The organism is Streptomyces sp. NPDC127068, from assembly GCF_042724695.1.
Taxonomy (GTDB): Bacteria; Actinomycetota; Actinomycetes; order Streptomycetales; family Streptomycetaceae; genus Streptomyces.
Genome location: NZ_JBHXEN010000005.1, coordinates 1 through 24,541, shown reverse-complemented (window position 1 = coordinate 24,541; position 24,541 = coordinate 1). Strand labels below are relative to the sequence as shown.

Annotated in this window: 22 protein-coding genes and 1 riboswitch; of the genes, 13 read left to right on the top strand and 9 right to left on the bottom strand. The window is 70.9% G+C overall.

Going from position 1 to position 24,541, the window contains the following annotated elements:
• Positions 1-73 precede the first annotated feature (73 nt).
• A complete protein-coding gene (locus tag ACFWIA_RS04270; RefSeq protein WP_387000224.1) occupies positions 74-1,501 on the bottom strand; it encodes a cysteine desulfurase/sulfurtransferase TusA family protein in 1,428 nt (475 codons plus the stop codon).
• 368 nt (positions 1,502-1,869) lie between these two features.
• Between ACFWIA_RS04270 and coxB the strand changes: the two genes are divergently transcribed.
• From coxB to ACFWIA_RS04250, 4 genes are all read left to right on the top strand, one after another.
• Positions 1,870-2,829 carry a cytochrome c oxidase subunit II gene (gene coxB / locus ACFWIA_RS04265; RefSeq protein WP_387000222.1) on the top strand — a complete coding sequence of 320 codons (960 nt, stop codon included), beginning with the start codon at positions 1,870-1,872 and terminating at the stop codon, positions 2,827-2,829.
• Positions 2,826-4,580, top strand: a complete 1,755-nt coding sequence (ctaD, locus tag ACFWIA_RS04260; RefSeq protein WP_387000220.1) for a cytochrome c oxidase subunit I — start codon at positions 2,826-2,828, stop codon at positions 4,578-4,580. Before coxB ends, ctaD begins: the two co-directional genes overlap by 4 nt.
• Complete coding sequence (locus tag ACFWIA_RS04255; RefSeq protein ID WP_385485730.1) at positions 4,577-4,975, top strand: cytochrome c oxidase subunit 4; 399 nt, start codon at positions 4,577-4,579, stop codon at positions 4,973-4,975. The genes ctaD and ACFWIA_RS04255 overlap by 4 nt, the downstream gene beginning before the upstream one ends.
• 148 nt (positions 4,976-5,123) lie before the next feature.
• Entirely contained in the window at positions 5,124-6,389 is a 1,266-nt protein-coding gene (locus ACFWIA_RS04250; protein ID WP_387000218.1) for an Ig-like domain-containing protein, read from the top strand.
• A 113-nt stretch (positions 6,390-6,502) separates the two neighbouring features.
• Here the strand turns inward: ACFWIA_RS04250 and ACFWIA_RS04245 are convergent, their stop codons facing one another.
• The gene (locus tag ACFWIA_RS04245) at positions 6,503-6,904 is read right to left on the bottom strand and encodes a hypothetical protein (protein ID WP_387000216.1); all 402 of its coding nucleotides are present in this window, start codon (positions 6,902-6,904) and stop codon (positions 6,503-6,505) included.
• A 212-nt stretch (positions 6,905-7,116) separates the two neighbouring features.
• Here ACFWIA_RS04245 and ACFWIA_RS04240 point away from each other — a divergent pair, with 212 nt between their 5' ends.
• The 6 genes from ACFWIA_RS04240 to ACFWIA_RS04215 all read left to right on the top strand — a co-directional run bounded on the left by ACFWIA_RS04240 (position 7,117) and on the right by ACFWIA_RS04215 (position 14,516).
• Entirely contained in the window at positions 7,117-7,737 is a 621-nt protein-coding gene (locus ACFWIA_RS04240; RefSeq protein ID WP_385485724.1) for a heme-copper oxidase subunit III, read from the top strand.
• Between the two features lie 77 nt (positions 7,738-7,814).
• Positions 7,815-8,621, top strand: coding sequence for a c-type cytochrome (locus ACFWIA_RS04235; protein ID WP_387000212.1), 807 nt, complete (start codon positions 7,815-7,817; stop codon positions 8,619-8,621).
• Positions 8,618-9,676, top strand: coding sequence for a Rieske 2Fe-2S domain-containing protein (locus ACFWIA_RS04230; protein ID WP_387000209.1), 1,059 nt, complete (start codon positions 8,618-8,620; stop codon positions 9,674-9,676). The genes ACFWIA_RS04235 and ACFWIA_RS04230 overlap by 4 nt, the downstream gene beginning before the upstream one ends.
• Positions 9,673-11,319, top strand: a complete 1,647-nt coding sequence (locus tag ACFWIA_RS04225; RefSeq protein WP_387000208.1) for a cytochrome bc complex cytochrome b subunit — start codon at positions 9,673-9,675, stop codon at positions 11,317-11,319. The genes ACFWIA_RS04230 and ACFWIA_RS04225 overlap by 4 nt, the downstream gene beginning before the upstream one ends.
• Before the next feature lie 216 nt (positions 11,320-11,535).
• Positions 11,536-12,600, top strand: coding sequence for an anthranilate phosphoribosyltransferase (trpD, locus tag ACFWIA_RS04220; protein WP_387000206.1), 1,065 nt, complete (start codon positions 11,536-11,538; stop codon positions 12,598-12,600).
• A 137-nt stretch (positions 12,601-12,737) separates the two neighbouring features.
• A riboswitch (SAM riboswitch) is annotated at positions 12,738-12,854 on the top strand.
• A gap of 246 nt (positions 12,855-13,100) precedes the next feature.
• A complete protein-coding gene (locus ACFWIA_RS04215; RefSeq protein ID WP_387000203.1) occupies positions 13,101-14,516 on the top strand; it encodes an aminotransferase class V-fold PLP-dependent enzyme in 1,416 nt (471 codons plus the stop codon).
• On the opposite strand, the gene ACFWIA_RS04210 is transcribed toward ACFWIA_RS04215, so the two are convergent.
• From ACFWIA_RS04210 to ACFWIA_RS04180, 7 genes are all read right to left on the bottom strand, one after another.
• Positions 14,465-15,679, bottom strand: coding sequence for a glycerate kinase (locus tag ACFWIA_RS04210; protein WP_387000200.1), 1,215 nt, complete (start codon positions 15,677-15,679; stop codon positions 14,465-14,467). The two genes, ACFWIA_RS04215 and ACFWIA_RS04210, sit on opposite strands and share 52 nt — an antisense overlap.
• 109 nt (positions 15,680-15,788) lie before the next feature.
• Positions 15,789-17,201 carry an SLC13 family permease gene (locus ACFWIA_RS04205; RefSeq protein WP_387000198.1) on the bottom strand — a complete coding sequence of 471 codons (1,413 nt, stop codon included), beginning with the start codon at positions 17,199-17,201 and terminating at the stop codon, positions 15,789-15,791.
• A 175-nt stretch (positions 17,202-17,376) separates the two neighbouring features.
• A complete protein-coding gene (locus ACFWIA_RS04200; protein ID WP_385485709.1) occupies positions 17,377-18,039 on the bottom strand; it encodes a response regulator transcription factor in 663 nt (220 codons plus the stop codon).
• Positions 18,036-19,580, bottom strand: coding sequence for an ATP-binding protein (locus ACFWIA_RS04195; protein WP_387000196.1), 1,545 nt, complete (start codon positions 19,578-19,580; stop codon positions 18,036-18,038). The genes ACFWIA_RS04200 and ACFWIA_RS04195 overlap by 4 nt, the downstream gene beginning before the upstream one ends.
• Positions 19,519-19,920, bottom strand: coding sequence for a hypothetical protein (locus tag ACFWIA_RS04190; RefSeq protein WP_387000194.1), 402 nt, complete (start codon positions 19,918-19,920; stop codon positions 19,519-19,521). Before ACFWIA_RS04190 ends, ACFWIA_RS04195 begins: the two co-directional genes overlap by 62 nt.
• Before the next feature lie 138 nt (positions 19,921-20,058).
• Positions 20,059-20,340 carry an Lrp/AsnC family transcriptional regulator gene (locus ACFWIA_RS04185; RefSeq protein WP_385485703.1) on the bottom strand — a complete coding sequence of 94 codons (282 nt, stop codon included), beginning with the start codon at positions 20,338-20,340 and terminating at the stop codon, positions 20,059-20,061.
• Positions 20,337-21,125, bottom strand: coding sequence for a rhomboid family intramembrane serine protease (locus ACFWIA_RS04180; RefSeq protein ID WP_387000192.1), 789 nt, complete (start codon positions 21,123-21,125; stop codon positions 20,337-20,339). Before ACFWIA_RS04180 ends, ACFWIA_RS04185 begins: the two co-directional genes overlap by 4 nt.
• Before the next feature lie 184 nt (positions 21,126-21,309).
• Here ACFWIA_RS04180 and ACFWIA_RS04175 point away from each other — a divergent pair, with 184 nt between their 5' ends.
• The 3 genes from ACFWIA_RS04175 (at position 21,310) to ACFWIA_RS04165 (ending at position 24,405) form a co-directional block, all read left to right on the top strand.
• On the top strand, positions 21,310-21,549 hold the full coding sequence (locus tag ACFWIA_RS04175; protein WP_385485699.1) for a hypothetical protein: 240 nt from the start codon (positions 21,310-21,312) through the stop codon (positions 21,547-21,549).
• Positions 21,550-21,584: 35 nt separating this feature from the next.
• On the top strand, positions 21,585-22,934 hold the full coding sequence (locus tag ACFWIA_RS04170; RefSeq protein ID WP_387000190.1) for an NYN domain-containing protein: 1,350 nt from the start codon (positions 21,585-21,587) through the stop codon (positions 22,932-22,934).
• 343 nt (positions 22,935-23,277) lie between these two features.
• Positions 23,278-24,405 carry an NlpC/P60 family protein gene (locus tag ACFWIA_RS04165; RefSeq protein ID WP_387000188.1) on the top strand — a complete coding sequence of 376 codons (1,128 nt, stop codon included), beginning with the start codon at positions 23,278-23,280 and terminating at the stop codon, positions 24,403-24,405.
• The last annotated feature ends 136 nt before the right edge of the window (positions 24,406-24,541 follow it).

The window sequence follows — 24,541 nt, the reverse complement described above, 5'->3', positions numbered from 1 at the left end:
TGCGCAAAACCACAGCGCACCCGCACCGGACAGCGCACCGCCAGGTGGACGCACCCGACGACGGGACGGGACCTCACACCACCCGAACCACCCGGTAAGCCACCCCCCGCCCCCCCGGCGACACGCCGGCAAACCGCTGACCCCGCATCTCGCACCACGCAGGAATGTCCCACCGGGCAGCCTCATCGTCGGCGAGCACGACCACCGTCCCGCCCACCGGCACCCGCCCGATCACCTTCGCCAGCTCGATCACGGGCAACGGGCACCGCTTGCCCAGCGCGTCCACCACCAGCTCGCCCCGCTCGACCCGGGCCGGGTCCACCGGCTCCGACGGGTCCGGCGCGGCCGATGCGCCGGACCGCTCCCCGTGGGTGCCGCCACCCAACTTCCCGCGCACGGAGTCCACCACCGCCGGCAGCACCCCGAGGAACCGCTCGACCTCCTCGGCCGGGGTCCCGACCGGTAGCGACACCCGCACGTTCCCCTCGCTGAGCACCCCCATCGCCCGCAGCACATGGCTGGGCGTCAGCGTGCTGCTGGTGCACGAGGACCCGGAGGACACGGAGAACCCGGCCCGGTCCAGTTCGGACAACACGCTCTCGCCGTCCACGTACAGACAGGAGAAGGTGACGAGGTGCGGCAGCCGCCGCTCGGGGTCGCCCACGACCGTCGTGTCCGGGACCAGTACCGTCACCCGCTCCCGCACCCGTGCGGTCAGCGCCCGCAGCCGCGCCCCCTCCGCGTCGGCCTCCGCCCGCACCGCCCGCAGCGAGGCGACCGCCGCGACGACCGCCGGAACGTTCTCGAAGCCGGGCGCCCGACCCGACTCCCGCTCGTCCACCGGCCCCCGCGGGGCGAACCGCACCCCCTTGCGCACCACGAGCAGCCCCACTCCGGCCGGCCCGCCCCACTTGTGGGCGCTGCCCGTCAACAGGGACCAGCCACCGGGCACCGGTCCCCAGGCGAGCGACTGCGCCGCGTCCACCAGGAGCGGCACCCCGGCCGCCCGGCACCGCTCGGCCACCTCGGCGACCGGCTGCTCCGTGCCCACTTCGTGATTGGCCGACTGGAGGCACGCCAGTGCGGAGTCCGGCCGCAGCAGGCCCGCGAAGACCTCGGCGTCCACCGCCCCGGTCCGGGTCACCGGGGCCCGGGTGACGCTCCCGCCGGCCGCCTCGTGCACCTCGGCCGCGTGCAGCACGGAGGAGTGCTCGACCGCCGACACCAGCAGGTGGTCGCCCGCCCGGCGCCGGCCGGCCAGGGCGCCGGCCACCCCGTCGTGCACGGCCCGGGTGCCGGAGGAGGTGAAGACCAGCTCGTCGGGGCGGCACCCCAGGGCCTCGGCCGCGGCCTCCCGCGCCGCGTCCAGCAGCATGCGGGCCCGACGGCCCTCGCGGTAGAGCCGGGCGGGGTCGGCCCACCCCTCGTCCAGGGACGCCTGGAGCGCCTGCCGGGCCACGGGGTGCAGCGGTGCGGAGGAAGCCGCGTCGAAGTAGGACACGCCCGTACCGTAACCCCGGCCCGCCCCCGGCCGTCCGGTCGGCCGCCCCCGCCGGACGGGGGGCGCACGCGGGCCGGGGGCCGGGGTCGGAGGGGCCGTCAGGAGCAGTGCCCCCGGCGCCGATCGGCCGCCCCTCCGCCCCCGCGGAACGTCCCGCTCCGTGTCGCGGTCGGGCCTCCGACCAGCGGTGAACCACCCCTTCGGGGAGTCGGACGGCGCGTTGGGCACCCTCCCCGCGCGACCCCAAATAGCGTCCAGTAGGGTTTGGTCCGCATAAACATCCAAACCCCTGCCCGACGCAGGGCGGCGACCGACCAGCGAGAAGGCCGCAGCCAACCGCGCGGGCGAGACTCTCGGGAAGGCGCTACGTGAGTCCCAACGGCTCCGACCGCTCGCCGCGGCGCCCGATGCGGCGGAAGCTGCTGCAGGCACTGACTGCGGGCCTGGTCCTGGCGACCGCCACCGGTTGCACATACAAGGACTTCCCCCGCCTGGGTATGCCCACCCCGACCACCGAGGAGGCGCCCCGCATCCTCTCCTTGTGGCAGGGTTCGTGGGCCGCCGCGCTCACCGTCGGCGTGCTGGTGTGGGGCTTGATCCTGTGGAGTGTCTTCTTCCACCGGCGCAGCCGCACCAAGGTCGAAGTTCCCCCCCAGACCCGGTACAACATGCCGCTAGAGGCGCTGTACACCGTGGTTCCGATCCTCATCGTCTCGGTGTTCTTCTACTTCACCGCGCGCGACGAGTCGAAGCTCCTGGCACTGGAGGACAAGCCCGCCCACGTCGTGAACGTGGTCGGCTTCCAGTGGAGCTGGGCCTTCAACTACGTCGAGAAGGTGCCCGGCTCCACGGGCGACGCGAAGACGGACAAGAACCTGGCGGGGATTCCGAACCGCTTCAGTGAAGACTTCCCGGACAACGCGGGCGGCGTGTACGACGTCGGCGTTCCCGGCACCCGTAACCCCCAGACCGGCAACCCCGGTCCCACGCTCGTCCTACCCAAGGGCGAGAAGGTCCGCTTCGTCCTCACCTCGCGTGACGTCATCCACTCCTTCTGGGTGGTGCCGTTCCTGATGAAGCAGGACGTCATCCCGGGCCACACCAACGCCTTCGAGGTGACCCCGAGCAAGGAGGGGACCTTCCTGGGCAAGTGCGCCGAGCTGTGCGGTACGGACCACTCCCGCATGCTCTTCAACGTCAAGGTCGTCTCCCCCGAGCGCTACCAGCAGCACTTGAAGGAGCTGGCGGACAAGGGGCAGACCGGTTACGTCCCGGCCGGCATTGAGCAGACGAGCCATGAGAAGAACCGGGAGACGAACCAGCTGTGAGCATCCTCAACGATCCTCCTCAGGGCGCAGAGGCGGCTGACGACTCGTACGAGAACGAGCTGCCGGTCCGTCGGAAGCAGCCCGGCAACGTCGTGGTCAAGTGGCTCACCACCACCGACCACAAGACGATCGGTACGTTGTACCTGATCACCTCGTTCGTCTTCTTCTGCGTCGGCGGCGTCATGGCGCTGTTCATGCGTGCCGAGCTGGCTCGCCCGGGCACGCAGATCATGTCGAACGAGCAGTTCAACCAGGCGTTCACGATGCACGGCACGATCATGCTGCTGATGTTCGCGACGCCGCTGTTCGCGGGCTTCGCGAACTGGATCATGCCGCTCCAGATCGGTGCCCCCGACGTCGCGTTCCCGCGGCTGAACATGTTCGCCTACTGGCTCTACCTGTTCGGCTCGCTCATCGCGGTCGCGGGCTTCCTGACCCCGAACGGCGCCGCCGACTTCGGTTGGTTCGCCTACTCGCCGCTGTCCGACGCGGTCCGCTCGCCGGGCGTCGGCGCGGACATGTGGATCATGGGTCTGGCGTTCTCCGGCTTCGGTACGATCCTCGGCTCGGTCAACTTCATCACCACCATCATCTGCATGCGCGCACCCGGCATGACGATGTTCCGCATGCCGATCTTCACCTGGAACGTGCTGCTGACCGGTGTGCTGGTCCTGCTCGCCTTCCCGGTGCTGGCCGCCGCGCTCTTCGCGCTGGAGGCCGACCGGAAGTTCGGCTCGATGATCTTCGATCCGGCCAACGGCGGAGCGTTGCTCTGGCAGCACCTCTTCTGGTTCTTCGGCCACCCAGAGGTGTACATCATCGCCCTGCCGTTCTTCGGCATCATTTCCGAGATCCTGCCGGTGTTCAGCCGCAAGCCGATGTTCGGTTACTCCGGTCTGATCGGCGCGACGATCGCCATCGCGGGCCTTTCGGTCACGGTGTGGGCGCACCACATGTACGTCACCGGTGGCGTGCTCCTCCCGTTCTTCTCCTTCATGACGTTCCTCATCGCCGTTCCGACCGGCGTGAAGTTCTTCAACTGGATCGGAACGATGTGGAAGGGCTCGCTGTCCTTCGAGACACCGATGCTCTGGGCGATCGGCTTCCTGATCACCTTCACCTTCGGTGGTCTGACCGGTGTCATCCTGGCCTCGCCGCCGCTCGACTTCCACGTCTCCGACTCGTACTTCGTGGTGGCGCACTTCCACTACGTCATCTTCGGCACCGTGGTCTTCGCGATGTTCGCCGGCTTCCACTTCTGGTGGCCGAAGTTCACCGGCAAGATGCTGGACGAGCGCCTCGGCAAGATCACCTTCTGGACGCTGTTCATCGGCTTCCACGGCACGTTCCTGGTCCAGCACTGGCTGGGTGCCGAGGGCATGCCGCGCCGGTACGCCGACTACCTGGCGGCCGACGGCTTCACCGCGCTGAACACCATCTCCACGATCAGCTCCTTCGTGCTCGGCCTGTCGGTCCTGCCGTTCTTCTACAACGTCTGGAAGACCGCCAAGTACGGCAAGAAGGTCGAGGTGGACGACCCGTGGGGCTACGGCCGCTCCCTGGAGTGGGCCACGTCCTGCCCGCCGCCCCGGCACAACTTCGTCACCCTGCCGCGCATTCGCTCCGAATCGCCGGCGTTCGACCTGCACTACCCGGAGATCGCCGCGCTCGACCAGCTGGAGAACGCGGGCGGGCACCTCGGCCCCGGTTCCGGTGAGGCGCTGGCTGGCAGCAAGGAGGCCGGCAAGTGAAGATCCAGGGCAAGATGTTCATCTGGTTGAGCGTCTTCGTACTCGTCATGGCGATCGTCTACGGCGTGTGGTCGAAGGAGCCGGCCGGCACCACGGCGCTCTTCCTCGCCTTCGGCCTGTGCATCATGGTCGGCTACTACTTGGCCTTCACGGCCAAGCGGGTCGACGTGGGCGCGCAGGACAACAAGGACGCGGACGTCGCGGACGACGCCGGTGAGGTGGGCTTCTTCAGCCCGCACAGCTGGCAGCCGCTCGCCCTCGCCGTCGGTGGCGCGTTCGCCTTCTGCGGCGTCATCTTCGGCTGGTGGCTGCTGTACTTCTCGCTGCCGATCATCCTGATCGGTCTGTGGGGCTGGGTCTTCGAGTACTACCACGGAGAGAACCAGAACCAGTAGCACCCGCTGAGCACCCGTACGGGCCCGGACACTCCCCTCGGAGGTCCGGGCCCTTGCGTTGGCGCCCGACACCCCGGCCCGCACCCCCGCACCCCCCGTACGGCCCACTCGCCGTGCCCGGCGCGCCGGACGTTCTTAGGCTCGGGCCATGAGCCACTCACCGCGAACGCGCACGGTCTTGAGCTGCACGATGCTGGTGGTCACCCTCGTCGCGGGTGCCACCGCCTGTGGTGGTACCACCGACCATCCGCTGTCAGCCGCGCCGTACGACGCGGCGAGCCAGGTGGTCCTGGGCACCGCGTCGGGCCGCGCCAAGCTCGACCCCGACCGCCCCCTGGAGATCACGGCCAAGCAGGGCGCGGGGGGCCGCATCACCGATGTGACGGCCACCGACGCCGCGGGGCGCTACGTGGCGGGCAAACTCTCCGCCGACGGCACTCGTTGGCACACCACCGTCCCGCTGGCCGCAGGCGCCCACTACACGGCCCGGGTCAGCACCGAGAAGGCGGACGGCTCGCCGGGCCGGAAGGTCGTCACCTTCGACACGGGCGTCCCCGCCAAGAAACGCGAACTGAAGGTGACGTTCGGCCCCGACGAGGGCAAGTACGGGGTCGGCCAACCCATCATCGCCGAGCTGAGCGAGCCGATCGAGGACAAGAAGGCCCGGGCCGCCGTCGAACGGGGCCTCAGGGTCGAGTCGCAGCCCGCGGTCGAGGGCGCCTGGCACTGGCTCAACGACGAGGTCCTGCACTACCGGCCCAAGGAGTACTGGCCCGTCAACGCCACGATCACGGCGCGCAGCACCCTGGACGGCATCAAGGTCGGCGAGCGCCTCTGGGGCGGCGAGAGCGCCCCGTTGAAGCTCACCACGGGCGACAGGATCGTCGCGGTCACCGACGCCTCCTCGCACTACATGACGGTCTACCGCAACGGCGAGGAGATCAACTCGATCCCCGTCACCACCGGCAAGCCCGGCTTCTCGACCCGCAACGGCATCAAGGTGGTGCTCGGCAAGGAGTACTTCGTCCGGATGCGGGGCACCAGCATCGGCATCGCCGCGGGCACCTCGGAGTCGTACGACCTGCCCGTGTACTACGCCACTCGGGTCACCTGGAGCGGCGAGTACGTGCACGCGGCGCCCTGGTCTCTGGGCTCGCACGGGGCCGCCAACGTCAGTCACGGCTGCACGGGGATGAGCACCGGCAACGCCGCCTGGTTCTACGAGACCGTCCGGCCGGGCGACCTCGTCAAGGTCATCAACAGCTACGGCGAGGAGATGGACCCCTTCGGCAACGGGTACGGGGACTGGAACCTGGACTGGAAGGAGTGGCAGGAGGGCAGTGCCGTCCACGGCACCGGAGCCCCCCGCACCCCGCCGGCCGCCCAACAGGCCCGACTGCGCCCGGGGACCTGACCGGCCCGGCCGGCCCCTGTTGCCGCCCGGGCCCGCACGACACGCCCGGGCGGTGCGCACACCACCGGGCGTCCGGCACCCGAAAGATCGGGGTCAACCCCCACCCGTACGCGTCAGGCCTGCACGGCCAGCCGACTGCGCAGCAGTTCCGCCAGTGCCCGCGCGAACTCCACCGGTTCCACCGGGTGGGTCACCGCGGCCTCGGCCCGGCTCCAGGTGGCCAGCCAGGCGTCCTGGGGGCGCCCGATCAGCAACAGCACCGGCGGGCAGCGGAAGACCTCGTCCTTGATCTGGCGGCACACGCCCATGCCGCCCGCGGGAACCGCCTCGCCGTCCAGGACGCACGCGTCGATCCCGCCCCGGTCCAGTTCCTTGAGCAACGCGGGCAACGTGGCGCACTCGACGAACTCGACCGGCGGCACGTCCGTGGCCGGCCGGCGCCCCGTAGCCAGCCGCACCTGCTCCCGTGTGTTCGCGTCGTCGCTGTAGACCAGCACCGTGGCGGTCGGCTGCATTGTTCCTCCGAGTGCTTGGGGGCTCCGGAGCCTGCCTGGCCCGGGGCTGTGGGATGCCTGGGACGGGAACCGTTGGGGCGGATGCTACTCCCTCGGACACCTCGTCAACACCGGTTCGGACACCGTCGCGATGGGCCATCCGGGCAGCGCACGGCGTGCGGACACACCGAACGGCACCCCCCGGAGTGAGGGCGAGATAAGCGACCGACATAATGTCGGTCGTGGCGACAGCAACGACAGTAGAAACCGGGCCCGCGCACCCGTCGGTCAATCGACCGAACCTCACCAGCGTCGGAACCATCATTTGGTTGAGTTCCGAGCTGATGTTCTTCGCGGCCCTCTTCGCGATGTACTTCACCCTGCGATCGGTGACCGGCCCCGAGTTCTGGAAGGAACAGGCAGCAGCCCTGAACCTGCCGTTCTCGGCGACGAACACCACGATCCTGGTGCTCTCCTCCTTCACCTGCCAGCTCGGCGTCTTCGCCGCCGAGCGGGGTGACGTGAAGAAGCTCCGGATGTGGTTCATCGTGACCTTCATCATGGGTGCGATCTTCATCGGTGGTCAGGTCTTCGAGTACGTGGAGCTGGTGAAGGAGTACGGCCTCTCGCTGTCCTCCGACCCGTACGGCTCGGTGTTCTACCTGACGACCGGCTTCCACGGACTGCACGTGGCGGGCGGACTGATCGCCTTCCTCCTGGTCCTGGGGCGCACCTACGCGGCCAGAAGGTTCACTCACGAGCAGGCGACCGCCGCGATCGTCGTGTCCTACTACTGGCACTTCGTCGATGTCGTGTGGATCGGCCTCTTCGCCACGATCTACTTGATCAAGTAATCGGGCGGCGCCCCACCGGGGCCGCATCCCGACCACCCGAAGCATCGACGCAGAAGATCCTGACACCGGGGTAATCCGTGAAAAAGCTCTCCGCACGACGACGCCACCCGCTGGCGGCTGTCGTCGTCCTACTCCTCGCGCTGGCGGCCACCGGGGGGCTGTACGCCGTGTTCGCGCCGGCGGACAAGGCGCAGGCCGAGACCGCCCAGTCCCTCGCCATCGAAGAGGGCAAGAAGCTGTACGCCGTCGGCTGCGCGAGCTGCCACGGCACCGGCGGTCAGGGCGGTTCCGACGGCCCGCCGCTGGTGGGCGTCGGCGCAGCCGCCGTCGACTTCCAGGTCGGTACCGGCCGGATGCCCATGATGGCCCAGGGTGCCCAGGCCCCGAAGAAGAAGAAGGTCTACACGCAGGCCGAGATCGACCAGCTCGCGGCCTACATCGGCGCGATGGGTGCCGGTCCCAGCATCCCGACCAAGAAGCAGTACAGCCCCGAGGGCGCGGACATCGCCAACGGTGGCGAGCTGTTCCGCAACAACTGCGCGCAGTGCCACAACTTCACCGGCCAGGGCGGTGCCCTGACCAAGGGCAAGTACGCGCCCGGCCTGGACGGCGTCAGCCCGAAGCACCTCTACGAGGCGATGCAGACCGGTCCGCAGAACATGCCCTCCTTCCCCGACACGACGATGCCGGAGAAGGACAAGCGGGACATCATCGCGTACGTCAACGCGGTCAACGGTGACAAGACCGTCCACAACGGTGGTCTGAACCTCGGCGGCCTCGGGCCGGTCAGTGAGGGTCTGTTCGCCTGGATCTTCGGTCTCGGCGCGCTGATCGTCACTGCCATCTGGGTCGCCGCTCGGACCGCAAAGGCCAAGAAGTCATGAGTAGCCAAGACATTCCAGAAGAGAACCTGCCCGCAGCGCAGGACCACGCCCACGGCGCCGTAGCCCTGGCCGACACGGAGAATCCGTTCGCGGACCCGGGTCTGCCCCCGCACGAGCACCGCATCCAGGACATCGACGAGCGGGCCGCCAAGCGGTCCGAGCGCACCGTCGCCCTGATGTTCGTGCTGTCGATGCTCGGCACGGTCGCGTTCATCGTCGCCTACGTGATGATCCCGGTCGACAAGTCGATCTACGTCTGGCCGATCGGGCACATCAACGCGCTGAACTTCACCCTCGGGTGGACCCTCGGCGTCTCGCTGTTCCTGATCGGCGCGGGCGCGGTCCACTGGGCCCGCACCCTGATGTCCGACGTGGAGCACGTCGACGAGCGTCACCCCATCGCCGCCTCGCCCGAGGTCAAGGCGAAGGTGATGGCGGACTTCCGACAGGGGGCGGAGGAGTCCGCGCTCGGTCGCCGCAAGCTGATCCGCAACACGATGTTCGGTGCCCTGGCGCTGTTCCCGCTCTCGGGCGTCGTCCTGCTCGGCGGCCTCGGCCCCGCGCCCGGCACCAAGCTGCGGCACACCCTGTGGGCCAAGGGCAAGCTCCTCGTCAACATGAACACCAACGAGCCGCTGCGTCCCGAGGACGTCATCGTCGGTTCGCTGACGTTCGTCAAGCCCGAGGGCCTCGAAGAGCACGACCACGGCTTCCTCACCGAGATCACCAAGGCCGCCGTGATGATCGTCCGGCTCCAGCCCGGTGACATCAAGGACAAGCAGGAGCTGGCCTGGTCCCACGACGGGATCGTCGCCTACTCCAAGGTCTGCACCCACGTCGGCTGCCCGATCAGCCTGTACGAGCAGCAGACGCACCACGCGCTCTGCCCGTGCCACCAGTCCACCTTCGACCTCTCCGACGGTGCCCGGGTCATCTTCGGCCCGGCCGGCCACGCGCTTCCGCAGCTGCGGATCGGCGTGAACTCGGAGGGTTACCTTGAGGCGCTCGGCGACTTCGACGAGCCTGTCGGTCCGGCCTTCTGGGAGCGCGGATGAGTACCACGACGACCAACGACCGCGAGACCACCCGCCGGGACAAAGCGCCCGCGGGTGAGCGGGTCGCCGACTGGGCGGACGGCCGGCTGGGGATCTACTCCCTGGCCAAGGCCAACATGCGCAAGATCTTCCCGGACCACTGGTCCTTCATGCTGGGGGAGGTCTGCCTCTACGCCTTCGTCATCATCATCGTCACGGGTGTCTACCTGACGCTGTTCTTCCACCCGTCGATGAACGAGGTGGAGTACCACGGCCCGTACGTGCCGCTCCAGGGCCAGCTGGTCTCCGAGGCGTTCAACTCGACCATGAAGATCTCGTTCGAGGTCCGCGGTGGTCTGCTGATCCGGCAGATCCACCACTGGGCCGCGCTGATCTTCCTGGCCGGCATGTTCGCGCACATGATGCGCGTGTTCTTCACCGGCGCGTTCCGCAAGCCGCGTGAGGTCAACTGGGTCTTCGGCTTCTCGCTGTTCGTCCTCGGGATGTTCGCCGGCTTCACCGGCTACTCGCTCCCGGACGACCTGCTGTCCGGCACCGGTGTCCGCTTCATGCAGGGCGCGGTCCTGTCCGTGCCGATCGTCGGCACGTACCTCGCGTTCTTCCTGTTCGGCGGGGAGTTCCCAGGGCACGACTTCGTGGCGCGCTTCTACTCGGCCCACGTCCTGCTGATCCCCGGCATCATGGTGGGTCTGATCGTGGCCCACCTGATCCTCGTCGTGTACCACAAGCACACCCAGTTCCCCGGCCCCGGCCGCACCCAGAAGAACGTCGTCGGCATGCCGCTGATGCCGGTCTACATGGCCAAGGCGGGAGGCTTCTTCTTCCTGGTCTTCGGCGTCATCGCGGTCATCTCCGCGATGGTCACCCTGAACCCCATCTGGTCGATCGGCCCCTACCGGCCGGACATGGTGTCCACCGGCGCGCAGCCCGACTGGTACATGGGCTTCTCCGAGGGCCTGATCCGGGTGATGCCTGGCTGGGAGATCAACTTCGCCGGACACACCCTCGTGCTGGGCGTGTTCATCCCGCTGATGATCGTCTTCCCGTTGGTGCTGGTCTCGATCGCGGTGTACCCGTTCATCGAGTCCTGGATCACCGGGGACAAGCGCGAACACCACCTGCTGGACCGTCCGCGCAACGCCCCCACGCGTACGGGTGTGGGTGTCGCCTGGATCACCTGGTACGTGATCATGCTGATCGGCGGTGGCAACGACCTCGTCGCCACGCACTTCCACCTGTCGATCAACGCGATCACCTGGTTCGTGCGCATCGGGTTCTTCGTGGCCCCGGTCCTCGCCTTCATCATCACCAAGCGGATCTGCCTCGGCCTCCAGCGCCGGGACCGGGACAAGGTGCTGCACGGACGCGAGTCCGGCATCATCAAGCGCCTGCCGCACGGCGAGTTCATCGAGATCCACGAGCCGCTCAACCAGGAGGCGCTGCACACGCTCACCCAGCACGAGCAGTACCAGCCGGTGGAGATCGGCCCGCTGGTCGACGAGAACGGCGTCGAGCGCAAGGTGTCCCGCCTCGAGAAGGCGCGCGCCCGTCTCTCGAAGGGCTACTACGGCGACCAGGGCCAGATCGCCAAGCCCACCGCCGAGGAGTACAAGGAGATCACGGACGGCCACGGCCACCACTGATCCCCCGGCCGGGACCCCGCGCGGGGGTCCCGGCGGTCGCCACCCGAAGAGCCCCGTCCACTGCCCGGACGGGGCTCTTCGCGCTCCCCGGAGCTGGATAGGGTGGAGCGCGAAGGGCGCCGGTCCGGCCGGTCCCGTCCACGGGCGCGGCAGCGCGTCCGCCACCGTCAGCCGTACGGGCCCGATTCCGTACGGCCCGCAACCCAGGAGCGACCCATGAGCGCTGTGACCCCCGCTGGAGGCGACACCACGGCGGTCCGTTCCTGGCCGCAGGTCCTGAACGCGTTGCTGTCGGGCGAGGACCAGGGAGCCGACGCCACGGCCTGGGCGATGGACCGGATCATGCGCGGGGAGGCCACCGACGCGCAGATCGCGGGCTTCGCCGTCGCCCTGCGCGCCAAGGGCGAGACCGTCGAGGAGATCACCGGCCTGGTCCGCGCCATGTACGAGCACGCCAGGACCATCGAGGTGCCCGGGCCGAGCGTCGACATCGTCGGCACCGGCGGGGACGGGGCGCGCACCGTCAACATCTCCACCATGTCCGCGATCGTCGTCGCCGGGACCGGCGCGAAGGTCGTCAAGCACGGCAACCGCGCCGCGTCCTCCGCGAGCGGTGCCTCCGACGTGCTGGAGAAGCTGGGCGTCAATCTGGAGCTGACGCCGCAGCGGGTGGCCGAGGTCGCCGAGGAGGCCGGCATCACCTTCTGCTTCGCGGTGAAGTTCCACCCCGCGCTGCGGCACGTGGGCGCCGCCCGCAAGGAACTCGGCATCCGCACCGTCTTCAACTTCCTCGGCCCGCTCACCAACCCGGCCCGGGTCGCGGCGCAGGCCACCGGGGTCGCGGACGCGCGGATGGCCCCGGTGGTCGCCGGGGTGCTCGCCGAGCGGGGCTCGTCCGCCCTGGTGTTCCGCGGGGACGACGGCCTCGACGAACTCACCACCACTGCCACTTCACGGGTGTGGGTGGTGCGCGGCGGAGCCGTCGCCGAGCAGCCCTTCGACCCCCGTGACGTGGGCATCGACCTCGTCCCGGTGGAAGCGCTGCGCGGCGCCGACTCCTCCTACAACGCCGATGTCGCCCGCCGGCTGCTGGCCGGGGAGACCGGTCCGGTCCGGGACGCGGTCCTGCTGAACTCGGCGGCGGCGCTGGTGGCGCTGGCGCCGGGCGACGCCCCGTTGGCCGACCAGCTGCGCGCGGGGATGGCGCGGGCCGCCGAGTCGATCGACTCGGGAGCGGCCCACCGGGTCCTGGACCGCTGGGTCGCCGCCAGCAACGCCTGACCCGTTCCGCCCTGTGCGTTCCGCCCTGCGCGCTCCGGCCGCTCCGCTCGCCGCGGGGCGGCCGGTCGCGTTCCGTGGCGTCCGGGATGCGGAACGGGCTGGTGCGTTCCGCCGGTCGTCTGGCATGATTCTGCGCAGGTCATGAGTGACAGCGCATCGGCCCCGGCCTGCTGTCCGGCAACCCTCCGTCCGTGGCGGGGTGCCCCGGGTGAAGACCAGGTCGTAGGCAGCGAGGTCTACGGCAAGCGCGGACCCCTCGCGTCTCCAGGGGTCCTGGTCGTCGAGGGAGCGGTCTCGTGAGCAAGCGAATGCGATAGGGCGCAGCGCCCCACCTCCGCGCACGCCCTGTCCGGTGTGTTCCTTTCCTTCACCCACGCCGTGTTTCCGGCTGGTCCCCGTCGTCGCCTCGAAGCGTCGCACCGGTGCCGAGCCGTGCCCCGCCGCGCCTTCCGCGGTGCTCATGCGTGGTCCACCGCATCTGCCTCATCCGGGAGTTCGTCATGTCCGCACGCACCACCACGACCACTCACGCCGACGCCGACCCCGCCTGTGTTCCGGGCGCCGCCGGCTCCCTCGCCGAGAGCCCGCTGCCCGTCCTCGGCCGTGACGTGACCGTGCCCCTGGTCACCGGCGGGGAGGTGGACTACGCCGCGCTCGACTACGCCGCGAGTGCCCCCGCGCTCCAGCGGGTGTGGGACGACGTGGCCGCCTACGCGCCCTACTACGGCAGCGTCCACCGCGGCGCCGGCTACCTCTCCCAGCTCTCCACCGACCTCTTCGAGAACGCCCGCCGCACCGTCGCCGAGTTCCTCGGCTGCCGGGACGGCGACGAGGTGGTGTTCACCCGCTCCACCACCGACTCCCTCAACCTGCTGGCCGCCGCGCTGCCCGCCGACTGCGAGGTCTTCGTCTTCGAGACCGAGCACCACGCGTCCCTGCTGCCCTGGCGCGACGCACGGGTCACCTACCTCGACGCGCCCCGCACCCCCGGCGAGGCCGTCGACACGCTGGAGCGGGCCCTCGCCGACCGCGACCCGTACGGTCCCGCCCTGGTGTGCGTGACCGGTGCGTCCAACGTCACGGGCGAGCTGTGGCCGGTGCGCGAACTCGCCGCCGCCGCCCACGCCCACGGCGCCCGGATCGTCCTCGACGCGGCCCAGCTCGCCCCGCACCACCCGGTGGACGTCGCCGACCTCGACGTCGACTGGGTCGCCTTCTCCGGGCACAAGCTGTACGCGCCCTTCGGCGCCGGCGTGCTCGCCGGGCGCGCCGACTGGCTGCGGGTGGCCGAGCCGTACCTCGCCGGCGGCGGTGCCTCGCGGAAGGTGTCGCGGCGCGCCGACGGGGGAGTGGACGTCGAGTGGCACGACAGCGCGGCCCGGCACGAGGCCGGCTCGCCCAACGTGATCGGCGCCTACGCCATCGCCTCCGCCTGCAAGGCGCTCACCGAGGCGGGCTTCGACCGACTGGTCGCCCGTGAGGAGCGGTTGATCGACCTGGTGCGCGCCGGGCTCGCCGAGGTGCCCGCGGTACGGGTGCTGTCCCTGTTCGGGGACGACGCGCCCAGGGTCGGGGTGATCTCGTTCGTGGTGGACGGGTGGAACAGTTCCCACTTCGCCGCCGCGCTGTCCGCCGAGTACGGCATCGGGGTGCGCGACGGGCTGTTCTGCGCCCACCCGCTGGTGCGCACCCTGCTCGGCACCGACCCGCAGGACCCGGGGGAGTGCGGTGCCCCCGAGGCCGCGCCCGGCGAGCGTTCGCTGAACGCCGTCCGGGTCAGCTTCGGGGCGGGCACCCCCGACGAGCACGTGGAGCGGTTCGTGCGGGCCGTACGGGAGTTGGTCACCGACGGTGCGCGCTGGCGCTACCGCACCGAGGACGGCCGCTGCGTGCCGGACCCCACCACCGCCGCCTGACGCGGGTGCTCGGTCATCCGGGTGCCGAGCTGGATCATCCGTAGCGCGCGCTCGGTCGCGTCGGTCAGGAACTCGCCGCCGCGGCCCAGCGCTTCGGTCAGGGAGACCGGCGCGGGCAGGATCGACCCGTAGGCGTCCACCCCGATGGAGCGCACCTGGTGGGCGCCCTCACCGAGGGTGCCGGCCAGCGCGAGCACCGGGCGGCCGTGCAGCTTGGCCCGTCGGGCGACCTCGGCGGGCACCTTGCCGCGCGGGGTCTGGTGGTCCAGGGCGCCCTCGGCGGTGACCACCAGATCGGCCCGGGCCAGGCGCTCGTCCAGCCCGAGGCGGTCCAGCAGCACGTCGAAGCGGGGCAGCAACCGGGCGCCGAGCGCGGCGAGTCCGGCGCCCAACCCGCCGGAGGCGCCGGTGCCGACGCCGTGGCACAGGTCGGTGCGCACCTTGAGGTCACGGGTGAGGACGGCGGCCCAGTGCTCCAGGGCGGCGGCCAGGTGTTCGACCTGCTCGGGGGTGGCGCCCTTCTGCGGTCCGAAGACCCGGGCCACCCCGCGCTCCCCGCACAGCACGTTGTAGGGGTTGCAGGCGACGCGCATCTCCACCTCGGCGAGGCGCGGGTCGAGTCCGCCGGTGTCGATGCGGTCCAGCCGGGTCAGGGCGCTGCCGCCGTACGGGAGTTCCCGGCCGTCCGCGTCGAGGAGCCGGGCGCCGAGGGCCTGGAGGGCGCCGGCGCCGCCGTCCGAGGTGCCCGAGTCGCCGCAGCCGACGAGGATGCGGCGGGCCCCGGTGTCGAGGGCGGCCCGGATCAACTCCCCGACGCCGTAGGTGGTGGTCGCGCCCGGGTCCCGCAGGTCGCGGGGGACGAGGGAGAGTCCGGCGACGGCGGCCATCTCCACCACGGCGGTGCCCTCGCTGTCCCCGAGCAGCGCGAAGTGGGTGCCGATCCGTTCCCCGGTGGGCCCGGTGGCCCGCAGCGGGACCAGTCGGCCGCCGGAGGCCGCGGCGAGCGCCTGGGCGGTGCCCTCGCCGCCGTCGACCAGCGGTATCAGGTCGATCTCGGCGTCGGGGACGACCCTGCGCACGCCCTCCGCGATGGCCTCGGCGGCGGACTCGGCGGACAGGGACTCCTTGAAGCCACTGGGGGCGATGGCGAATCGGGTCAGCATGGTGGACTCCTGTGACGGATGAGGGTGGGCGGGCGAACGGGCCCGCGGGGTGGTGGCGCGGCCGGACCGAGGGTCACGACCGTGCCGGTCACCTCGGGTTGACGGTGCGTCAGGTCAGGGGGATGCCCAGCAGCGGCCAGACGAGCACGGCGAACAGCAGCACCAGCACGGCGGTCAGCGGGGCGAGGACGGCGGACATCCGGAGCAGATGGCCCGGGGTGTAGGTCGGGATGCCGGGTATCTCGGCGTAGAGGGTGACCGGCTTCGCCGACGCGGGGAGCGTGTGGCAGAAGCCCGCCGCGGCGGTGGAGGCGAGCGCGGCGGCCACCGGGTTCACTCCGGCGCCGGCCGCCGCCGCGACGACCAGCGGCACCAGGACCGAGGAGCGGGCCGAACGGGACTGGAGGAGCAGGTGCGCGGCCGTGGACACCGCCACGACGACCCCGAGGAACAGCCACGGCGGCAGGTCCAGCGGTATTCCGCCGACCAGCCACTGCGCCGCCCCCGAGTCGGACAGGGCGAGGCCCATCGCCATCGTCGCCGCCATGAACAGCAACATGGACCAGGGCACCGTCTTCAGGGCGTCCTTGAGCCGTACCGTGCCGAGCGCGGGGGAGGCGGCGACCACCGCACCGATCAGGGCGACCACCGCGGGCGGCACCCGGTGCAGCGGCTCGCTGCACCAGAGGGCGATCACCGTGGCCAGCAGCAGGGCGCAGCGGGTCTCGGCGGCCTCCCAGGGGCCGGTGACCGGGTGGTCGCTGTGCTCCTGGATCTGTTCGACGGTGATGTGGACGGGGCCCTTGCGGTCCTCCCGCTTGGTGGTGGTGAACAGCACCACCTCCGCCGCAAGATGGGAGGACACCACGGCCAGCGGCAGCCCGATCAGCAGCCACTCGGTGAAGCCGATCCGCTCGCCCACCGCGTCCCACAGCACGGACACGGTGATCAGGTGGGCGCCCGCACCGATCAGGGTGGCCACCGCCGACAGCAGGATCACCGTCGGGAACAGCAGCGCCAGCATCACGACCAGTCGGGTGCGGTCCGCGAGGACCTTCGCCAGGGCGAGGAACACCGGCATCGCCAGGGCGGCCCGCCCGGAGGTCGCGGGCACCGCGAACGCGGTCACCACCAGTGCGGCCGTCGTCAGGTGCACCAACTGGCGGACCGTGCGCGCGCCGCTCACCAGGAAGGCCGCGGCCCGTCCGGCGAGCCCGGTCCTGGCGACGGCGGCGGCGAGCACGAACGCGCAGATCAGCAGCCACACGGTGTCGTCGCCGAGGGTGCCGAACAGGGTGTCGCTGCTGATCACGCCGGTCGCGGTGAGGGCGAGCCCGGCACCCAGGGCGATGTACGTGTCGTCGATCGGGGTGCCGATCCAGGCGCAGGTGGCCAGGGCGAAGATGGCGAGGGTGATCCGCGCGTCGCCGCTCAGCCCCGGGAAGTTGCCGGGGACCGCGAGCAGCGCACAGATGCTCAGGGCCACGCACAGGGTCGCCATTTGCCGGAGGTTCACAGTCACATGAAAGAGCTTTCACTCCGGCGGTGAGCGCTCCATGAGCCGTTGATGAAAGGAACTTCACGCGGCCCGGGTCCGCCGGAGCGGTGGCCGCGGACACGCCCGCGCGGGGCCACCGGGGCACGCGGGCGCGTGGTCGGTGACCCCGCGCGCTGGTGTTCCGGCGCGGGCCGGTGGCTCACTCGGGCAGTCGGTACCCCATGCCCCGTACGGTCTCCACCCGGTCCGCGCCCAGCTTCTTGCGCAGGGCGCGGACGTACACGTCGACGATGTTCGAACCCGGGTCGAAGTCGTAGCCCCAGACGTGGGACAGGATCTGCTCGCGCGACAGCACCTGGCCGGGGTGGCGCAGGAACAGTTCGAGCAGGACGAACTCACGGGCGGTCAGGTCGACCGTGCGGTCACCGGAGCGGGCCCGGCGGGTGCGCAGGTCGAGCGTCAGTTCCCCGTTGCGCAGCACGGTGACCTCGGGCGCCCGGGCCGCGGTGCGCAGCCGCAGCCGCACCCGGGCGAGCAGTTCCTCGAAGCGGAACGGCTTGGTCATCCAGTCGTCGGCGCCGCCTTCGAGTCCGGCGACGGTGTCCCGCACCGAGTCCCGTGCGGTGAGCACGATCACCGGGACCGAGACGCGGGCCTCGCGCAGCTGCCGCAGGACGGTGAAGCCGTCCTTGCCGGGCAGTCCGATGTCGAGGACGATCAGGTCGAAACCGCCGGTGACGGCGTAGTCGTAGGCCGACTCGCCGTCGGTGACGGCGGTGGTGGTGAAGCCGTTGGCGCGCAGGCCCTTCTCCACGAAGGAGGCGATGCGCTCCTCGTCCTCCACGATGAGTATTCGGTTCACGGTGCCGCTTCCTCGGTGGGCTCGTCCAGTGTGGGCAGGAGGATCGTGTCGCCGTCGGGGACGCCGGGGTCCCCGAAGACCAGGGCGAAGGTGGCGCCGCCGCCTTCGGTGGGCCGCAGTTCGACCCGTCCGCCGTGCCCCTCGGCGATGGCCTTGACGATGGAGAGGCCGAGTCCGGCGCCGGTGCCCCGGGCGCCGCGCCGGGCGGTGCCCCGCCGGAACCGCTCGAAGATCACCTGTGCGTCCTGCGGCTGGACCCCGGGACCGGTGTCCGCGACGTACAGCTCCACCCGGTCGCCCTCGATGCGGGACCCGAGGGTGACCCGCTGCCCGGCGACGGTGTGCTGCACGGCGTTCTGGGCGAGTTGGACCATGGCCTGGGTGATCCGCTGGGCGTCGAGGCGGACCTCGGCGTCGGCGACCGAACCGAGGGTCCACTCCCGCTCCCCGAGGGCGCGGGCCTTCACGAACACGTCGGCGGTCAGTTCGCCGAGCTGGACCGGTCCGGGTGCGACGAAGTCGGGCCGCTCGGCCTTGGCGAGCAGGAGCAGGTCCTCCACGATCCTGCTCATCCGCTCCAACTCCTCCAGGACGATGCGGACGGTCTCCTCCCGCTCGACGGGATCGTCGCCCATCAGCTCCAGATGGCCCCGGACGATGGTGATCGGGGTCCGCAGTTCGTGACCGGCGTCGTCGACGAATTCGCGCTGTGCGGCGAACGCCCGTTCCAAGCGGTCGAGCATGGCGTTGAACGTCTCGGCGAGCGCGGCGACGTCGTCGCGGCCCTGCACCGGGATGCGTCGGGTCAGGTCCTGCTCGGTGAGCTGGGCGGCGGTCGTGCGGACCAGCCGCACCGGTCGCAGGATGCGTCCGGCGACCGCCCAACCGATGCCCGTGGTCATCATCAGCGCCACCCCGGAGATGGCGATGAGCATGGTGAACACGTCATTGGCCTTGGCCTGCTCGCCCGCGGGGTGGAACGCGACGACGAACGCCGCCGGGGGGTGTCCGGGGTGCGACTCGATGGTCACCTTCGCCCAGCGCAGTTCGCCCCCCGAGCGGCGCAGGGTCCCCATGGAGTCCTTCGACTCGAAGATCATGGTCCGCGCCTCGCGGTCCTGGGCCAGGGGGTTCTTGACCCGGATCTCCCGGGGCTGGAACTTGGCGACGGGAGGCTTTCCGGTGCGCCCGACCAGCCCCAGCAGCTCCTCGTCGGGGTCGGCGTACTGCCGCTCCAGGAACAGCCGCAGCAGCGCTTCCGGATCGGCGAAGCGCTTGCCCGTACGGGGGTCGACGCCCTGTTGGGCCAGGTTCGCGAACTCCTCGGTCTCCTGGACGAGCAGTCCGTGGATGCGGTGGTCGGCGTCCCGCAGCAGGACCGAACGGGTCGCGAAGGCGACGGCGCCGAGCGCCACCGCCATCACCAGCAGCAGCCAGAGCATGATGCGCAGTCGGGCGGACACCCAGCGGCGCACCGGGTCAGCCGTCGTCACCGTTGTCGTCGCCGCCCGGGCCGTCGTCGTCCTGTCCGGGGCCGTCATCGTCGTCACCGCTCGGGGAGGAACTGGTCGATGCGCTCGCCGAGGGGCTCGTCGAGGCGCTGGTGCTCGGAACGGCGCTCGGGCCGGTGCTGGGCTTGGTGCCGGTGGGGGCCTCGCCCACGGGCGGCGGTGAGACGGTCTCGTCGCTGGGCTCGGGACGAGGGGAACCCGGGGTCTGCGGGGCGCCCGGCGACCCGCTGGGGGAGCTGCTCTCCAGCTCCACCTTGGTCGGCACCTTCCGGTCGTCCGGGGTGTCGGTGAGGGCATAGCTCGTCACCGCGATGCCCAGCGGGATCGCGACGACCGCGGCGAGGGCCGCTATGCGGTGAGTGAAAACCATGAGGAGATCGTGACGAACCGAACCGAACCGCTGGATGAGCCGGAGATGAGGACTTCTTCATCTTCGGGGCGCACGGGCCCCCACAGGAGTAAAGGGGTGCCGGGCGGGGGAGGCGGTGCGACGCGGGCGGGGCCGGTGTCAGGAGTCCAGTCCGATGGCGAACGCGGCTTCGAGGTCGTGCTGCGAGTAGGTGCGGAACGCCACGTGGGTGTCGGTGCCCTCGACCCCGGGGATCTTGCTGATCCGGCCGGGGATGATCTCGGCCAGTTCCTCGTGCGCCCGGACCCGGACCATCGCGATCAGGTCGTACGTCCCGGTCACCGAGAACACCTCGCTGACGCTGTCCAGGGCGGCGATGGCCTCGGCGATCTCGGGGATGCGGTCCACGCTGGTCTTGATGAGCACGATCGCGGTGATCACGGCTTGCTGTCTCCCTCGGTGGCCGCGGCTGGTGGCTTCACTGTAGCCCGCGCCCGACCGGGCCTCCCCTGGTCGTCGCAGGGGCGCGGGGCGGGCCGACCGCGGGCCACCCAGCCGGCCAGCAGACCGAGCGCGAAGCCGATCAGGTGCGCCAGGTACGCCACCCCGGGGCCCTCGCCCCGCTGGCTCGCCGCCAGCCACTGGAGGCTCACCCAGAACGGCAGCACCACCCAGGCCGGAAAGCGCAGCGGCAGGAAGAACAGGAACGGGAACAGACTGGTGACCCGCGCCCCGGGGAAGAGACAGAGGAAGGCCCCGAGGACCGCCGAGATCGCCCCCGACGCCCCGACCAGGGTCTGAGCCGAGTCGGCGTGCGCCACCGCGTACCCGCACAGCGCGAGGGCGCCGCACCCCACGTACAGCGCGAGGTACCGCAACGGACCCAGGCGCTTTTCGGCCATCACTCCGAAGACCTGGAGGAACAGCATGTTGCCGAGCAGGTGCAGCCAGCCGCCGTGCACGAACAGGGCCGTGACGGGCGTCAGCAGGGCCCCGGGCTCCCCGGCGAGCAGATCGGCGGGGATCACCCCCCAGCGGGCGTACAGGGCCCGCTGGGCGGCGACCAGGGCGTCCCCGGTGCCGTGGCCCGCGGTGAGTCCGGCCGCCGGGGAACAGACGAAGGCCACCGCACAGGCCGCGATCAGTGCGTACGTCACCGGCGTCGCCGTCGCACGCGCCCACCGCCGCCCCGGCGCGACCCGCCTGTCACCCCGGGAGCCGATCATGAGCAGATCATGACGGAACGGGACCGAAACCGTACGGTTGCCCCGCCGTGGCCGGGGGCCGAGCGGGGGCGGCGCTCCAGGTCGTAGGGTTACGGCGACACACGCCCCGGCGACGGGCGCACCACGGAGCTGGACGGGGCGCGCCGCCGCGGGCGCCGGCACCCGACGGAAAGTGACGCTCACGATGACGGTTCCCCTGCCGACCGACACCACGCGGTGGCGCTGCACGCTCTGCGGCAACCTCACCCGCTTCGACGTGACCCGCTCGTCCAAGGTGGTCGAGTACGTCCACCTCGACCTGGCCGGTGAGTCGAAGGTGGAGGAGCGCGAGGTCGTCAGTGAGACCATCGAGTCGGTGCGCTGCCGATGGTGCAACGCACTGGACAACGTGGAACTCGTGGACAGGCCGGGCGCCGACTCCTGACGGAGCCGGCCCCGCACAGCTAGTGGGGTGGACGGATGACGGAGAGCGGAGGCGGGGTGCCGGACGACGGCACCGCCGAGGTGCTCGACCACCCGCTGCCCGAGGGGGTGCGCCGCCGGGTCGTCCAGATCGTCTCGGACGGCTTCGGGGGGCTCACTCCGTCCGAGCTGCCGAGCGCGCTGCGCCAGTACGCCCGCTTCACCCCCAGCCGCCGCGCCAAGTTCGCGGGCAACGCGATGGCGGCGGCCGTGGAGGGCGACGCCCTGTTCCGGCAGCGCATCGCGGAGTCCCTGCGGCAGGCCCAGCCCGAGTTGGCCGGGGCCCTCGACTCGGGGGCCCCGCCACCCGCCGCCGACCCGCTGGACGTGGCCGCCGCCGCGTACGTGCTGCGCCCCACCGGATGGGTCAAGCTGGTCGCCGCCGCCGGTGAGGAGGCCCAGCGCGCCGACGCCGAGCGGGCCGACGAGGAGGCCCGCGCCGAACTCGACCGGCTGCGCACGGAGCTCGCCGAGGCACGGCAGCAGACGCGGGCCGAGACCGAGCGGTTGCGCACCGAACTGGACACCGCCCGCCGGGAGGCCGACGCCGTGCAACGCAAGCTGCGCGGCGCCCTGAGCGACGTCAAACGGGGCCAGGCCGAGCTGCGCAAGGTGCACGGGGAACTGGAGGCGGTCCGTTCCGAAGGGCAGGTCCAGCTGTCCGCCGCGGAGAGCGAGACCCGGCGCCTGAAGTCCCGGCTGGGCGAGGCCGAGGCGGCCCTGGAGGCCAGCCGCCGGGCCGCCCGGGAGGGCCGCAGCGTCGAGGACATGCGGCTGCGCCTGCTCCTCGACACCCTCCTCGACTCCGCCCGGGGGCTGCGCCGCGAACTCGCCCTGCCGCCCGTGTCGGTGCGCCCCGCCGAGACCGTCGACGCCGTCGAGCCGGGTCGGATGACCCCCAAGGACATCGCGGCGCGCGCCCTGTCCGAACACGATCCCGCGATCCTCGACCAGCTGTTGGACCTCCCGCAGGCCCATCTCGTGGTCGACGGTTACAACGTCACCAAGACCGGCTATCCGCAGATGCCCTTGGAGAAGCAGCGGTTGCGGCTGCTCGGCCAACTCTCGGTGCTCGCCGCCCAGACCGGCGCCGAGATCACCTGCGTGTTCGACGGCGCCGAACTCGTCGCACCGGTGCTGCTCGCCCCGCCGCGCGGGGTGCGGGTGCTGTTCTCCAAGCCCGGGGTGACCGCCGACGAACTCATCCGCCAGCTCGTGCGCGCCGAACCGCCCGGCCGACCGGTGATCGTGGCCTCCACGGACCGGGAGGTGGCCGACGGGGTCGCCAAGGCGGGGGCGCGTCCGGTGGCCTCCGTGATGCTCCTGAAGCGGTTGTCACGGGGCTGAAACCCCCGAGGTCCGGCATGTCACCCGTTCCCGCCACCTCACCCGTCCCCTCTGTCCCCTCTACGGGCTCTGTGCTCTTTGTGTCGTCCGCGGCAGATGATCGCATTGCGGCGACTTGTGTGCGACATGGTGTCAATCCGACATCACTACGGGTGAGTTGTTGGTAAAGATTGCCGGTCACGATCGAGATTTTTCCGGTGAGGATTTGAACTGATCACAAGAGGGTCACTAAGGTCGGGCGTCGAACCTCCGCTCGGGTGATCGCTCAATGGGAGCGACGGTGGAGGAGCACCGCCCGCCGGCGTTCTCGGTAGGCGGCTGAGGGAAGAAGGAGCTCGCCTCCGTGGCGTCCCACCGTCGACCGAAGCAGCCGAGCCGCGCCCGTGTGACCGTGCTCACCGTGACCGCCGCCGCGGCCGTCGCGCTCACCGCCCAGTCCGCCCAGGCCGCGCCGAGCGAGAAGCCCACCAAGGACGAGGTCAAGTCCAAGGTCGACAAGCTCTACGAAGAGGCGGCCCAGGCCACCGAGAAGTACAACGGGGCCAAGGAGAAGCAGGAGAAGCTGGAGGGGGAGATCGGCACCCTCCAGGACAAGGTGGCCCGCGGTCAGGACGAGGTCAACGAACTCCGTTCCGACCTCGGCTCGCTCGCCAGCGCCCAGTACCGCAGCGGCGGCATAGACCCCTCGTTGCAACTCCTCCTCTCCGCCGACCCGGACAGCTACCTCGACAAGGCGTCCACGCTGGACCAGCTCAGCGGTCAGCAGGTCGAAGCGCTGCGCACCATCCAGGAGAAGCAGCGCTCCCTGTCCCAGCAGCGGCAGGAAGCCGGCGACAAGCTCAAGGACCTCGCCGACACCCGTACCGAACTCGGGGACAAGAAGAGCGAGGTGCAGGCCAAGCTCAACGAGGCCCAGAAGCTCCTCAACTCCCTGACCGCAGCCGAGAAGAAGGCCCTGGAGGAGGCGGAGCAGCGCGCCAGCCGCAACAGCGAGCGCACCGCCCTCAAGGCCCAGCAGGACGAGGCGAAGAAGGACTCCGGGAAGTCCTCCAGCAGCGGCAAGTCCGGCAGCACCGCGACCAACACGGACACCGGCACCCCCGGCTCGGGCAAGCCGACCTCGGGTCGCACCGCCTCCGCGTACGCCGCGGCGCAGAGCAAGCTCGGCAAGCCGTACATCTACGGGACGAACGGCCCCAACTCCTTCGACTGCTCCGGTCTCACCTCCTGGGCCTACGCCCAGGCGAACCAGACCATCCCGCGCACCTCGCAGGCCCAGACGCAGATCGGCACCCGGATCAACTCGCAGAGCGACCTCCAGGTCGGCGACCTGGTGTTCTTCTACTCCGACCTGCACCACGTCGGTTTCTACGCCGGCAACGGCCAGGTGCTGCACGCCCCGCGCAGCGGCACCGTCGTGCGCTACGAGCCGATGAGCAACATGCCGTACATGTTCGGCGTGCGGGTCTGACCGCACCCGCCGCGGGCCCGCGCGCCCGTCACCGCACCCCTCCGCCCCCCCCCGGGCGGCCCGGCCCCCCGGCGGCGGGGCGGGGCGCGGCCGGGGGGCCCCCCCCGGGCGGAGGCGGGGGGAAAAAAAAAAAAAA